The sequence below is a fragment of the Bacillota bacterium genome, assembly GCA_013314855.1.
Taxonomy (GTDB): Bacteria; Bacillota; Clostridia; order Acetivibrionales; family DUMC01; genus Ch48.
This window is the reverse complement of the sequence record JABUEW010000001.1, coordinates 73,131-87,135: the sequence shown is the minus strand read 5'-3', so window position 1 is coordinate 87,135 and position 14,005 is coordinate 73,131. Positions and strand designations below refer to the sequence as shown.

At 36.7% G+C, this 14,005-nt stretch carries 11 protein-coding genes; 10 read left to right on the top strand and 1 reads right to left on the bottom strand.

The window, feature by feature from the left end:
• Nucleotides 1-12: 12 nt before the first annotated feature.
• From HPY74_00335 to HPY74_00310, 6 genes are all read left to right on the top strand, one after another.
• Nucleotides 13-1,038 (top strand): aldo/keto reductase, encoded by a 1,026-nt coding sequence (locus HPY74_00335; protein ID NSW89126.1) that lies wholly within the window; start codon nucleotides 13-15, stop codon nucleotides 1,036-1,038.
• 86 nt (nucleotides 1,039-1,124) lie between these two features.
• A complete protein-coding gene (locus HPY74_00330) occupies nucleotides 1,125-2,114 on the top strand; it encodes a Gfo/Idh/MocA family oxidoreductase (GenBank protein NSW89125.1) in 990 nt (329 codons plus the stop codon).
• Between the two features lie 214 nt (nucleotides 2,115-2,328).
• The gene (locus HPY74_00325) at nucleotides 2,329-3,597 is read left to right on the top strand and encodes a hypothetical protein (GenBank protein ID NSW89124.1); all 1,269 of its coding nucleotides are present in this window, start codon (nucleotides 2,329-2,331) and stop codon (nucleotides 3,595-3,597) included.
• Between the two features lie 133 nt (nucleotides 3,598-3,730).
• On the top strand, nucleotides 3,731-4,741 hold the full coding sequence (locus tag HPY74_00320; GenBank protein NSW89123.1) for a Gfo/Idh/MocA family oxidoreductase: 1,011 nt from the start codon (nucleotides 3,731-3,733) through the stop codon (nucleotides 4,739-4,741).
• A gap of 135 nt (nucleotides 4,742-4,876) precedes the next feature.
• Complete coding sequence (locus HPY74_00315; protein NSW89122.1) at nucleotides 4,877-6,031, top strand: DegT/DnrJ/EryC1/StrS family aminotransferase; 1,155 nt, start codon at nucleotides 4,877-4,879, stop codon at nucleotides 6,029-6,031.
• Nucleotides 6,032-6,134: 103 nt separating this feature from the next.
• Entirely contained in the window at nucleotides 6,135-6,989 is an 855-nt protein-coding gene (locus HPY74_00310; GenBank protein NSW89121.1) for a polysaccharide deacetylase family protein, read from the top strand.
• A 5-nt stretch (nucleotides 6,990-6,994) separates the two neighbouring features.
• Here the strand turns inward: HPY74_00310 and HPY74_00305 are convergent, their stop codons facing one another.
• A complete protein-coding gene (locus HPY74_00305) occupies nucleotides 6,995-8,275 on the bottom strand; it encodes an ROK family transcriptional regulator (GenBank protein NSW89120.1) in 1,281 nt (426 codons plus the stop codon).
• A gap of 570 nt (nucleotides 8,276-8,845) precedes the next feature.
• On the opposite strand from HPY74_00305, the gene HPY74_00300 reads away from it, so the two are divergent.
• The 4 genes from HPY74_00300 to HPY74_00285 are packed head-to-tail and all read left to right on the top strand — an operon-like array spanning nucleotide 8,846 to nucleotide 13,789.
• Nucleotides 8,846-10,165 carry a DegT/DnrJ/EryC1/StrS family aminotransferase gene (locus tag HPY74_00300; GenBank protein ID NSW89119.1) on the top strand — a complete coding sequence of 440 codons (1,320 nt, stop codon included), beginning with the start codon at nucleotides 8,846-8,848 and terminating at the stop codon, nucleotides 10,163-10,165.
• A 45-nt stretch (nucleotides 10,166-10,210) separates the two neighbouring features.
• On the top strand, nucleotides 10,211-12,241 hold the full coding sequence (locus tag HPY74_00295) for an acetylxylan esterase (protein ID NSW89118.1): 2,031 nt from the start codon (nucleotides 10,211-10,213) through the stop codon (nucleotides 12,239-12,241).
• Between the two features lie 5 nt (nucleotides 12,242-12,246).
• Entirely contained in the window at nucleotides 12,247-13,023 is a 777-nt protein-coding gene (locus HPY74_00290; GenBank protein ID NSW89117.1) for an amidohydrolase family protein, read from the top strand.
• Nucleotides 13,013-13,789 carry an amidohydrolase gene (locus HPY74_00285; GenBank protein NSW89116.1) on the top strand — a complete coding sequence of 259 codons (777 nt, stop codon included), beginning with the start codon at nucleotides 13,013-13,015 and terminating at the stop codon, nucleotides 13,787-13,789. Before HPY74_00290 ends, HPY74_00285 begins: the two co-directional genes overlap by 11 nt.
• The last annotated feature ends 216 nt before the right edge of the window (nucleotides 13,790-14,005 follow it).

The following is a 14,005-nucleotide window of genomic DNA, read 5'->3' as shown; positions in this document are numbered from 1 at the left end:
AGGAGGGGTAACATGGCACAGGGTATACCATGGTCAACCGAAGAGTTTAACGGAATGCCTTACCGTCTAATAGGCAAATCAGGTTTGAGAGCTTCTAACATTGGATTAGGCACGTGGAAATTCGGTTATCCCGAAACAGGGGACGGATCCAGGGTGGATGAAAAGACTGCATTTAAAATCTTTGACCGGGCCTTGGAGTTAGGAGTTACTTTTTGGGATACAGCTAACCGTTATAATAATGGTACGGGAAATTCTGAAAGGATTATAGGAAAATGGTTTAAATCAAACCCCGACCAGAGAAGAAATATTGTTTTAGCAACAAAAATATTTGGTGGAATGGATGGAATAACACCGAACCATAGCCGTCTCTCCAGAGTAAACATTCTTGATTCGGTTTATGCTTGTCTTAAGCGGCTTCAGTTGGAATACATAGACATACTTTATTTTCACGCTTTCGACCCAATTACTCCAATAGAAGAAAGCCTTGCTGCAATAGAGGATTTAGTAAAGCGGGACCTGATACGTTATTTTGCGGTATCAAATTTTACACCAGTGCAGTTATCAATGTATAAGATGGTAGAAGAAAAAATGTCTATAAGATGCAGAATTATTGCTGTACAAAATCAGTTTGACATTTTAAACGGTGAAAATGAAAAACAAAAAGGGACATTAGCTTATGCGGCAGAGTCAGGTATATCTTACATTGCATGGAGCCCCCTGGCTAGAGGACTTTTGACAGAAAGATATTTGGATATTGAAAAAGTGGGTCCTGGCGACAGGCTATATGATGAGGGTGACAAATCGGTTTATCAGGACAAGATAACCCATGAAAAAGTTAGGAAGCTGGCAGAATTAGCAAAAGAGTGGGGAATAAAGCTAAATCAGCTTGCAATTTCTTATATGCTCACTTTACCTAGCATGGGTCCTGTCATACCTTCTTCGTCAACACCGGAGCAGTTGGAAAGTAATGCCCAAGCTGGGAAAATTGTTTTAAGTGAATCACAAAGGGAGCAAATAAAGCAAATACTGGAAACTTAAATTAACCCGGGCATTAAGAAGTTTCTCGCCTATATAAGCATGAAACGAATTTGCTAATAAATGAAAAATGAAAGGAGAAGATGAAAATGAATTTTAAGATAGGAATTGCCGGTCTTGCACATTTCCATGTATATGGATTTATGGAGGAAGCATTAAAAATTGAAGGCATTAAAGTTGTTGGCGTAGCCGATGAAAACAGCAAATTTAGAGAAATGGGAAAGGAAAGGTTTAATGCCGCCGCGTATTCTAATATTGATGAGCTTCTTGAAAAGACTGATGCTGATGTTATTGTTACAGCTGCTGTAAACAATACAAAGGCGGATATTATATTAAAAGCAATGGAAGCAAAAAAACATGTTATTGCTGATAAACCATTGGTTACCACAATTGAGGATTTGGAGAGAATAGAGGAGTTTATAAAAAACAAGGCAGAAACCAAGCTGTATTTTATGCTTACTGAAAGGTACAATCCTCCCCTTTATACTGCAAAGAAGCTTATTGAAGCCGGTGAAATAGGGGAAATAGTTAATTGTGTTTCATTCAGACCACACAGGTTAAATCCGGCCTCAAGACCTGACTGGGTATTTAATAGAGAGCAATACGGCGGGATAATCAATGACCTGTCAGTGCATGATATTGACGTATTCAGGTGGTTTACAGGTGCAGAGGTTGAATCAATAATTGGAGCAGCACATTCAAATAGAAGATTTATGCAATTTAAGGACTTTGAGGATAATGGTGAGGTATTACTCAAAATGACCGATGGAAGCACAGGTTTTATTAGAGTAGACTGGCTTACTCCCGATGCTTTCCCGCTGCATGGTGATTGCAGATTTTTCATAGTGGGCACCAAAGGACAGATTGAAGTATTTACTTTAGACCCGAAAGTAATTCTATGCACCGATACTAAAGCCCCTATGGAAGTGCCGGTAGAAAGCAGGAATTTTACAATGTCAGAAGACTTCTTTAAGGGCATAAAGGACAGTAGTCATAAGCCTGTAGTGGATACCATAGATGCATTAAAATCCACCAAAGCAGCTCTTGAAGCTCAGAAGCTGGCAGATAAAATGATGTAGTAAACTAATATGACAAGGTGATATGTAGGTTATGTATAAAAATTATGTATAAATTATGTACAAAAAATAATTATATATATTGACACATACTTTTTTAATAGATATAATAAAGTTAACACTATAATAAAGTTAACACTATTAATATAAAATATAATATGGTTTATAACTAGTAATATATCTTGTAACCAGAATTTTATAAAGGGGTTTGGCTATATTGTCAATAATTTTTGAACCATGCCCGGAAAATGATTTTAAAGACTTTATAGAAACTTATTATACTGAGTGTAAAAGGGATATTCCCAAAATAGAAGCTATAGCCGGTAAATGGACTTTTGAGGATTTGATTCCAGGCATGAGCGATTTTGATACAAGATTTATTTGTTCTAATAGTATGACTGTAGATGACTGGTGTGCTATGTCAACTGCAGTTGGGGAAATCCATTTAGACCTGTGCAAAAGGTTTCCTAAATGGATCCGTATACTGGAACATTTACCTGGCATAAATCTTACCTGGGATGAATATACGGACGATTTTACATATTACCCTGAATACAGACAATGGAGTATATATAGGTGTAGTAATGAAAAAGAGCTTGAACGTTCAAATATGGAATTTTCCAGAAAGCCTTGGTGTGAAAAAGACGAATACTTCCATTTAAAAAAGTTTATTTCATATTATGGCCCTTATATACGTGGAATAGACCCGGCAATAAACCTGGGTGCTTTTGAGAGCAAGTACCCGCTTCATAGCAGGATGATGCATTATTTTACGCCACCTGTACAATCTGCAGTGTCAATAGTATTAAAAAGGACAATACGAGGTAAACTGGAATCTTTGAGAATGGCAAAAGAAGTATTTTTAGAGCCTGAGGTTACAACCGTCATCGATGAGATATTTTATGCTCTGGGAAAACATTATGAAGTGCCTGAATTATATGAAGAACCTGAATTATCCGCATTGGAGGGTAGGTTATTTAAAGCACTTCAAATAGTAAAAGGGATATTACGTGATTATATTACATTAGTACCTAAGGAGAGCAAAGATAATATAGAAGATTGGAAAAAAGAATTAGCCAGTGTCCCAATTCAGCCACAACTTTTAATATTCGATAGCAGCAGGTTTTGCAGGCTAATGAAGGGGCGTTTAAGGTTTTATGCTAACGCTCCGGAATATTTTGATAGTATATGGTTAATTCAAAACGAATTAAAACGTATTGGAAACATGTTTTACAGGACACCGTACAAGGTTTTCTGGAAACTGTATAGTGGGGAAGAAGTTGAAAATATAGATGCTATTATACCAAAACTTGTGCCCGATATTCTTACTCCTCCGGAAGCAGAGGCAACTCTTGAGTTTTCAAGACTTACGCCGGGTACATGGGAAGAAGGGAAGGAAGTAGAAATTGCTCTTGCTATTGCAGGTGTATTCGATGAGTTTTTCCGGGGGTTAAACAAAATAATTACAAGAGTTAGAGAAATATGATAATAAGGCAATAATAAGGCAAGGTATTGCAACAAAGCACATGATAAAGCGTTACATTGAACAGGTAGCTATTGATACTAACTTTTTAATGATTAATTATAAAGTCAAATTATTGTTATAGGAGGTTTAGTTTATGGTAAATTGGGGATTGATAGGATGTGGAGACATTTCCAATAAAAGAGTTGCGCCGGCAATTAAAAGCCAGCCTCAAAGCAGGCTATTGGCTGTTATGAGTCCGTACAAAAATGAATTGGACAGTTTTGGAGAAAAACATAATGTGCAAAAAAGGTACCTGGATCTTGATGAAATGTTGGAAGATAAGGAAATAGATGCAGTGTATGTTGCTACACCTATTTTTCTGCATTATGGACCCGCTCTTAAAGCACTAAAAAGGGGGAAACATGTCCTTGTTGAAAAGCCTATGGCTTTGAAAAATAGTGAATGTGAAGAACTAATTAAAGAAGCTGAAAAGCAAAATGTAAAGCTTGGGGTAGCATATTTTAGAAGGTTTTTCCCAAAACTTGAAGAAGTAAAACGGATAATTAATGAAGGCATTATAGGAGACATCATACAGATAAGGATTTTATACCATACCTGGTATAATCCTGATAAGAATGACCCTAAGGCATGGAGGGTTGAAAAAGCTAAAGCAGGAGGCGGGCCTTTATGGGATATGGGCAGCCATAAGTTTGATATGATGATTGATCTTGTTGGTATGCCTAAATTTGTTTGCAGTATTATGACCACTCAAACTCATAGTTATGAAGTAGAAGACTCATGCAGTGTTATTATGGAAATGGAAAACCGCGCCCACTGTTTAGCAAGTTTTAATTGGAACAGCAAGTTATGGTCTGATGAATTTGAAATACTGGGTACGTTAGGAAGAGTAAAACTGGCACCATGCGATAGTGAAAATATTGAAGTCCAATTGAATCCACGGATAATAAAAGGGCTTGGGAAAGAAATTACAAATACTATGATACAAAACCATCAAAATGTACACTATCCTCTTATAAACGATTTTGTAAACGCAATAGTTGAGGGCAGAGAACCCATTGTATCCGGAAAAGAAGGATATAAAACCAACAGGATTTTGGCGGCTGTTGAAGAATCTGCAATTACAGGGAGAAAGGTTGAGATATAGAATTTAGATAAATTAGCTGTATAGCTGTATTTAGATAAATTACCTTAAATTAAATAAAGAGAAAGTTAAAAAGTTAAATAAATAAATAAAAAAAATTAAACAGAAATTTAAAATTTAAACAGGAGGTCATATGTTATGAAAATCAGAAATTTACCATGGTATGGTCTTGGTGCTATATACGAGCAGGATGATATTGATGCTGTCTTGAAGATACTTAATCCTTGTGTTACAGAAGCAAAGGGATTTTTCCGTCTTCCGGAGGAAACTGAATTTCAAAAGGCTTTTGCTGAATATGAAGAGTGTAAATATGCAAGTGCAGTAAATTCCTGTGGAACAGGACTTGACCTGGCATTACAAATATTGGATATAGGACCAGGAGATGAAGTAATAACAACACCGCTTACGTTTATTTGTACTGCTACATGCATTTTACTTAAAGGAGCAAAGCCAGTATTTGCCGACATTGATCCAAGAACATATAACCTGGATCCGGCAAAGGTAGAAGAAAAAATAACTGAAAGGACTAAAGCTGTAATACCTGTACACTTTGCAGGACTATCAGCTGATATAGAAGGATTTGAAAGATTGGCAAAAAAATATGGAATAAAAGTAATATATGATTCGGCACATGCAGTAGGTTCAAAATATAAGGGCAAAAAAATTGGCGGTTTTGGCGATATGTCAGTGTTTAGTTTCCAGTCCAATAAAAATATGTCTACATTAGGAGAAGGTGGAGCTATAACAACGAATAACGAAGAGTATTTTACCAGGTTGGAAAGAATAAAGTCTTTTGGGTTTAAATACGGTCCTGTTGATGATGTGGTAGAATTGGGGAGCAATTATAGAATGACAAAACTGCAATCCGCTGTTGGGCTTACCCAGTTAAAGAAAGTAGATAAAAACGCATGCATAAGGAAAAAGTTTGCAGAATATTTAAGTGAAAAGTTAAAGGATGTAGAAGAAATAACCACACCTTATGTGCCTGAAGGTTATGAACATGTATATCATTTATATACTCTTCTTTTTAACGACGAAAAGGTAGGCAAACCTAAAGAGGAGTTTATAAAAATATTGAAAGAAAAATACAAAATTGGAGTTACAATTCACTACAGACCTGTATATAAGTGGACAGTATTCAAGGAGAGAGGATATAATGGAGATGATACTCCCATAACAGCTAAAATTATGAGACAGTTATTTAATGTGCCTGTTTTTGCCAGAATGCAGTATGAAGATTTTGACTATATTGCCTGGGCTATAAAAGAAACTATAGCTGAATTGAGAAAGTAGAATAATAGATTGCATTAGTTAAGTCTCTATCTGTAAAGACTCTATTTATAAAGATGTGAGACTTAACTAATGTATCAAAAAGAAGTTTAAGGAGGTATGTTTGGTGAGTTTCTACATATGCTGGACTATAGATTGTGAAAGTTGCAGAAAAGAAGTTAACAATATTGATTTGGGAAAACGTGCAATAGAAGGGTTTTGCAATATACTTGAAGATGTTGGTTGGAAGGGAACTCTTTTCTTAATGCCTGAGGAGATAAAGTATATGCCGGACCTTCTTATCAAAAAACATGAAGCTGGCCATGAACTTGCACTACATTTACACCCTGATGAGTCGGGTTATCCCAGTGGATATATGGGAACATACTCAATGGAGGTCCAACTGGAGATAATGGAAAGGGCAATTGAATCCTTTGAAAAAATACTAGGTATACGTCCTGTATCAGTTCGGACAGGTTTTGGAAGTGCAAACGACTATACTTTTCAGGCAATGTATAAAGCTGGTTTAAGGCATTCAAGTTCGTCTTTTCCTGGCAGAAAGCTGACATCAGCAGCTTCAAATTGGGCTGGGGCGCCTTTGTTTGTCCATTATGCAAACCCTTACAATAGGATGCTGGAAGGTGGACTTGATATTGTAGAGATACCTATTTCAGTAGATTGGGAAACTATGGTTTGGGGCGGTTTACACCCTCAGGATCTGCGTGTTGAGTTTACTGACGCAAAAAATCATGGGTTTATTATAAGGAAAGTTATGAAAAGGCAAGTAGATGAAAAACTTTCCTTAAAAGTCCTTGTTCCACTTACACACAATATTTTTGATTATTCGGATCCCAGGAATTTCCGCAGGGAGACAATGGAGAGAATGATAGAAGAAATTAGAAGATTTGGCAATGAAATCGGCGTAAAACTTATCGGGTCTACTTTAAGTGAAGCAGCTGAGGCTTATAGGGAAATTAATTAGGAAAATTAATAATTCTTTACTTCTATAAACTTACCGGGTGACTGGAAAATCTGGTGAAGTACTGCTGTAGCTGCACCCATTGCAAAGGCATCCACTCCAAGTTTTGATTTCACTACCTTAAAGGATGGAGTTGCAAACTTAATTATGCTTTTAAGGTATTCCTGAAGGGGATTAAACAAAACGTCCCCAGCTTCAGCTATACCTCCTCCTATTATAACAATTTCCGGGTCCAGACAATTGACAATGTTTGATATGGCAATTGCCAGATATTTGCTGGTTTCATTCATTATTTGAATACTAATTTTATCTCCTTCTCTAGCTAATTTAGCTATAATTTCTACAGATAACTTATCTTGGTTATTCATATAGTTTTCCAATAATGATATATTAGCAGTTTTGTTACTCATTGTACTATTAATTCTTTCCCGTGAACTGTTTTTATATGTTTTTATCAAATTTCTTGCATGTAATATAATTGCATTACTCGAAACTAATGATTGCAAACACCCTGAATTTCCACATTCACATTTGGGGCCATCGGCTTTTACAATCAAGTGGCCAATATTGACACCTGCCTTGCCGCTGCTTCCATTAAAAAGTTTGCCGTCAATTATAATACCTGCACCAATATCATCTCCGACCCTTATACAAACAATATTATTATAGCCTTTCCCTGCACCATACCACTGCTCTGCAAAGGTCAGAAGTTTAACATTTTCATCTATATAAGCCGGTATACGAAAAGAGTTCTCTATAATTGATTTTAATGGAACATTATGCCATTTAAGTCTGCTGGCATGCTTAATTATACCATTAAGAGAATCTACTTCTCCAGCTACTCCCATTCCCATTCCAAGAAAAAGCGACCTATCTTTTTTTGACTTTTCAATTATAGTTGAAATGGCCAGCGTTATTTTATCCAAAACAATAAATTCACTGTCATCAGGATTTACTTGTATTTCCGATTTGGCTATTATATTCCCTAAAAAGTCTACAACAATTGCCTTTATGTTATCAGACCCTATATCAACTCCTATAATAAAACCGCCTTCCAAATTTAAATCAAGAAGCAAAGGTGGCCTTCCTCCTATTGATTCTCCCACACCGGTCTCTTTAACAAAACCAACTTTAACTAAATCATTTACAATATTTGAGACAGTTGGAGCACTTAAGCCGGTAAGCTTAGAAATATCGTATTTAGAAAGGGGCGCCTTTTCTTTTAGAATGTCTAATATAATTGAGGTATTAATTTCCCTTATTAAGTTTAAACTACCCTTATCTTTCATATTTGCACCTCTTATTTAATACAACTAAAAATGTTAAACCAAAAACATTAATTTAAGACAAGTATAATATATAATATTAATTTTTGCAATAATCACAATTGTCGTGGGCGCATTTTTAAATTTTGAAGAAAATGCCGGAAGTAACATTGCGGAAAGTCTTATAGAGCCTGTTAATCCGACGAGGGGTAAGCAAATCAACTGTATGAGCAAAATAATTACATTGAAATATTATTAAATTCTATTCAAATTATTTTGCGAGTTTGATTTGCCCCGAAGTGAATTTACAGGCTCTTAAGACTTGGAGCATTTAGTTACCGGAAGCATTTTTTTCATAAAAATAAAATGCACATTGTCCTAAACTTGCTTAATTAAGCTTGTATTTGATTTAAAACAAATAAAAGTATGAATGAAAATTATGAATGAAAATAATGTATGTATAAAATTAATGTTTGTTTACAGTACATTGCTGGATGTAGTATTATGAGATTAGCATTAAATTATTAAGTTTATTGAGTAGGTATTAAAAAGTCATACGATAAAAAGTTATTCTACTAACGAGGAGTGTTGAAAATGGCTAAGTTAGCAATTTTAAACGGAGAAAAGGCAGTGAAAATTGATTCATCAACAGCAAGCCTGCCGCTGGTATCTGAAGAGGCAATAAATGCAGTAGTAGAACTATTAAGAAAAGGTGAAATTTCCACATCCCCGGTTGTAAGGGAATTTGAGAAAAACTTTGGAGACTACATCGGGGCAAAATATTCATTAGCTGTAAACAGCGGGACATCATCTCTCCACGAAGCGCTGTTTGCGGTAGGGGTTGGACCTGGAGATGAAGTAATAGTACCTTCCTTTACCTGGATATTTACTGTAGCTCCTATTGTTGCATCCCATGGGATACCTGTGTTTTGTGATGTAGACATTGACACTCATTGTATTGACCCTGAAGATATAAAGAGGAAAATAACTCCCAGGACAAAGGCGATAATGGTAGTCCATGTATGGGGTAATCCGGCAAACATGGATGAGATAATGAAAATAGCAAAGGAAAACAACTTGCGTGTAATTGAAGATTGTGCCCATGCTCATGGTACAATGTGGAAGGGTAAGAAAGTAGGCATAATTGGAGATGTAGGATGTTACAGCTTGCAGGGGAGCAAGACCCTGGCAGCCGGTGAAGGAGGCGTGCTGGTAACCAATAACCATGAATATTACGAAAGGGCAGTAGCGTTAGGACATTATGAACGGGTAAGCGGACTTCCGGAAGACTCGGAATACAGGAAGTATACTACGTCATTAGGATTTAAGCACAGGGTACATCCTTTAGGTATAGCAATAGTCAATACCGAATTAAAATATCTTGATGAGAAAAATGCAATAAGGTCAGAAAATGCAAGGTATCTGGAGGAAGGTATAAAGGATATAGAATGTATTATCCCTCAGAGAACATATCCGGGAGGCGTAAGACAGCATAGTTATCACTATGCCAGGTATGATGAGACTAAACTTGAAGGAGTGTCATTAATGACTTTCCTAAAAGCATTAAAAGCCGAAGGCGTGGTAGTGGGAGCAATAGGATACGGACGCCTGCATGAAGCGCCTCTCTTTCTTGAAAAGACACCTTATGGAAAGGGTTGCCCCGGGAGATGTCCTCATGTAAAAGTGGAATATCCTACTGAGAAGGTAAGCCTTCCCAATACAGAATATCTTAGAGAGCATGCATTTATGATGGCTCCAAGATTTGAAAAGCCATGCAGGGAGCTTTTAAACCAGTATATTGAAGCCTACCACAAGGTTGTAAGGAATGTAGATGAATTAAAGGAATATGAGAAGAAGTATGGTGTTGAAACCCAAGATGTAGCTAGAAGCGGAAGGAGTATAAACCTGATATAGTTCCGGGATCGAAGCGAATTTGCTTAAAAGAGGAGAGAAAGAAAAATGACAGTACAGGAGCTGGAACAGTATTCACCTAGTATCGGGTTTTATGATGTAAAAGACCAGTTACGGTCTGTTATATATAAACTGACTGAAGAAGCAGCCAGTACAGGTAATGCCATCCGGGATGCAATCAATAACATAGATGAGCTTGAGAAACGAAAAGCTTTTATACGAGAAAAGCTTATAGAGTCACTGGGAGGCCTTCCTCCTAGTGACACACCTCTTAACCCGCAAATAACAGGCGTCATACATTGTAATGGTTTCAGAATAGAAAAAGTGATATTTGAGTCTCGGCCGAAGGTATTTGTAACAGCAAATCTTTATGTACCGGATGGAGTTGAATATCCAGTAGGTGCAGTGCTTTTTCTTTGCGGGCATCATGAACGGGCAAAACACGAAGATGAATATCAGATTGTATGCCAATACTTAGTACGTGCAGGATTAGTGGTGTTGGCACAAGATCCAATAGGTCAGGGTGAACGGTTCAGCTACTACGAAAAATCTATTAATAGCACAACAGTAAGATGGGGAATTTATGAGCATGATTATGCGGGGATACAATGTTGGCCTGTAGGAGATGCCAGTGCCCGTTATTTTTTGCACGATGCCATGAGGGGGATAGACTACCTTTGTACACGCTCTGAAGTTGATCCCGACAAGATAGGAGTTACTGGTAATTCAGGAGGAGGGACACAAACTGCTCTCATGATGATATGTGATCCAAGAATTGCTGCAGCAGCTCCTGCAACGTTTATAACTAGCAGAATAGCTCATTTATATACAGGGGGGCCTGCTGACGCGGAACACATATGGCCTGGAATGTCTGTATACGGTTTTGATCACGAAGACATGATTATTTCCATGGCACCAAAACCTGTTCTTGTGTTAGCGGCAACATCCGACTATTTTCCTATTGAAGGGACCAGGTGGACAGTTGAAAGAGCTAAACGGTTCTGGGAGATGTACGGGAAAATTGATAATATAGAATTGTTTGAAGATAATTCACCGCATAAGTATACTCAATCCATGGCCAAAAAAGCGGCAGAATTTTTTTCAAAGCATCTTCTAAGCAGAAAAACTTTACCTATATTACAGGAAGATGAAGAAATAAGACCAATAGAGTCTTCCCGTTTATGGTGTACAAACTCAGGTCAGGTCCGCGGTGAAATGCAGGGTGCAAGGTTTATATACCATGGGAACTGTAACCGCCTTGATGAAATAGAGAAGCAGCGGGAAACTATACCTGAAGATCAACGCAGAAAAATGGCCATAAAATGGCTAAAGGAAAAAGTCTATTATAACAGGAAACCATGTGAATATAATTGTCGTCATTTAATGGTTACCCAAGTTGATGAATTGGTTGTGCAGGCAAGCATGTGGTGGACACAAGAGGGTATATTTAACTATGGAGTTTTGTTTAGAGATTATCAATTTATTGGAGAGGATCTTCCTGCAACTATTGCTGTATGGGATGGAGGTACTACCCAAATACAACCTCATATAAAATGGATAAGAGACACTTGTAACTTAAGAAGAGCTGTAATGGTTCTTGATACATCAGGAGTAGGAAACATTTTACCTAATTCCTTCCGTTCTATGCCGCCCCTTGATTTTTACGGGGTTATATTCAAATTGGTTAATGATCTCATGTGGTTGGGTGATAGCATGGCAACCTTAAGGACATACGATGTATTGAGAGCTATTGAAGTAGTACAGCAGTTCCCGGGGATAAAAAAAGGGGATGTACATTTATATGCTTATGGACGTCAGGGTTTATATGCTCAGCTTGCAGCAGCACTTAATGAAAGCATTAAAGATCTTGAAGTAGTTGAAGGTATAGGAAGTTTTACAAGTTTGGTAAAATCACGTTATTATGATAGGTACGATATCATGAGCATTATACTCCCCGGTATGCTTAAATACTTTGATTTACCCGATATAGACAGGTGGGTTAAAGAAAGGAAGTTAAAGAAAGGAATAGATCATGTTCACAATGAATTCGATGAATACGAAAAAAATGGAGATGAATAAGCACTATGCCAATGGAGTTTATTGATAGTAATTGTATGTTGGGACAATGGAAAAAAAATACTGGTATATGTTTTTACACAGCAAATGATCTTATTAGTTTTATGGATAAAAGTGGAATATCACGATGCGTTGTTTTTGGCTCATTAGCTAAATACAGCCATATACAAACAGGAAACGACATGCTTCTTAAAGAAATTAAAAACTATGACAGGTTGATCCCATGTGCTGTAGCAATGCCCCATCATACGGGAGAATTTCTTTCTCCGGAAGAATTCGTAAAGTACCTCGCTGATAATAATATAAGGGCAGTAAGGATATTCCCTGCTTTTCATGGAATATCCCTTTATACCTGGGTGTGGGAAGACCTGTTTTCTGAACTTGAATTAAGGAAAATTCCAGTGTTTATAGATTTTTCAATAAGACATTGGTCTGAAGAAATAAACTGGGAACAAATCAAAAACTTTTGTGAAACCTTCCCGGCATTACCTTTCGTATTAGTAAGGATGGGTGTTAAGGCTGACAGATATATATATCCTCTGTTTAAAAAATTTGATAGCCTGTATCTAGAAACATCATATTACATTGTTAATAACGGGATAGAGAAGATGGTGCGGAACTTTGGCGCCGGTAGATTGATTTTCGGCACAGGGATGCCTGTTTACAGTCCAAACCCTCCCATTGCAATGGTATGTCTGGCAAATATTAAAGAAGATGAAAGAGACATGATAGCTGGGAAAAACCTCATGAATTTACTGGAGGGGGTTAATTTTGATGCCAAATAAAATACGGGAAATTATAGGAAAGTATAGGATAATAGATGCTCATGGACACCTGGGGTATTATAAGTTGTTTAACATTCCTGACAGTAGTGCTGAAGGTATATTAAAAACCATGGACAGGGTAGGAATTGAAAAAATTTGTGTTTCCTCTCTCGCAGGGCTGGAAGTGGATTATAAGTATGGAAATGATATGGTAGCTGATGCAATAAAATCATCAAAAGGAAGAATTTTAGGCTATGCGTGCGTCAATCCTTTTGAACAAAATGATGTAATACCTGAACTTGAAAGGTGTTTTGATAAACTCAATATGACTGCAATCAAACTACATCCTGACTTAAGTGACTGTCCGGCAGACAGCAAGAAGTATATACCTGTATATGAATTTGCACACCAAAGAAAACTGGTGATAATGAACCACTCATGGGGTTCTGCACAAAACTTACGTTCTATTGCAGACAAATACTATAATATAAAATTTATACAAGCCCATTATGGGTCTGCATGGGATGGAAATCAGGAACTCGAAATCTTAAAAGCAATACGGGATTTAGATAATGTATGGTTGGATACAGCCGGATCGGGATGCTATTTGGGAGCTTTTGAAAAAACAGTTGATTTTCTTGGTGCTGATAAAATAGTATTTGGTAGCGACTTTCCATTTTTTGACCCTTGCCACCAGCTTGGAAATGTTGTACTTTCGAATATAAGTGAGGAGGATAAGGTAAAAATATTAAGCATTAATTTTCTTAAATTAGTAAATATTATTTAAGAAAGGAACAGTTAAATAGGCCTTAATAAAAATATTGTATGTTGGAAATTTTTATATGTTTACAGATAGAAACTAACATATTATTATAAAAGTAAGGTGATAAAAAGTAGTATAGCTAATAGTTTTTAAAAAATTTGATATTAGATATGTTAATAACGTACTAATGTGTTTTATTTGTTTTTGGAAGTGGGGACCAGAGGGGTGTTCAGGGGGTAT

Bases quoted from the DNA above. Each gene is read 5' to 3' on its own strand.
- HPY74_00335 (NSW89126.1), top strand. From the start codon at position 13: ATGGCACAGGGTATACCATGGTCAACCGAAGAGTTTAACGGAATGCCT.
- HPY74_00330 (NSW89125.1), top strand. From the start codon at position 1,125: ATGAATTTTAAGATAGGAATTGCCGGTCTTGCACATTTCCATGTATAT.
- HPY74_00320 (NSW89123.1), top strand. From the start codon at position 3,731: ATGGTAAATTGGGGATTGATAGGATGTGGAGACATTTCCAATAAAAGA.
- HPY74_00315 (NSW89122.1), top strand. From the start codon at position 4,877: ATGAAAATCAGAAATTTACCATGGTATGGTCTTGGTGCTATATACGAG.
- HPY74_00305 (NSW89120.1), bottom strand. From the start codon at position 8,275: ATGAAAGATAAGGGTAGTTTAAACTTAATAAGGGAAATTAATACCTCA.
- HPY74_00300 (NSW89119.1), top strand. From the start codon at position 8,846: ATGGCTAAGTTAGCAATTTTAAACGGAGAAAAGGCAGTGAAAATTGAT.
- HPY74_00295 (NSW89118.1), top strand. From the start codon at position 10,211: ATGACAGTACAGGAGCTGGAACAGTATTCACCTAGTATCGGGTTTTAT.
- HPY74_00290 (NSW89117.1), top strand. From the start codon at position 12,247: ATGCCAATGGAGTTTATTGATAGTAATTGTATGTTGGGACAATGGAAA.
- HPY74_00285 (NSW89116.1), top strand. From the start codon at position 13,013: ATGCCAAATAAAATACGGGAAATTATAGGAAAGTATAGGATAATAGAT.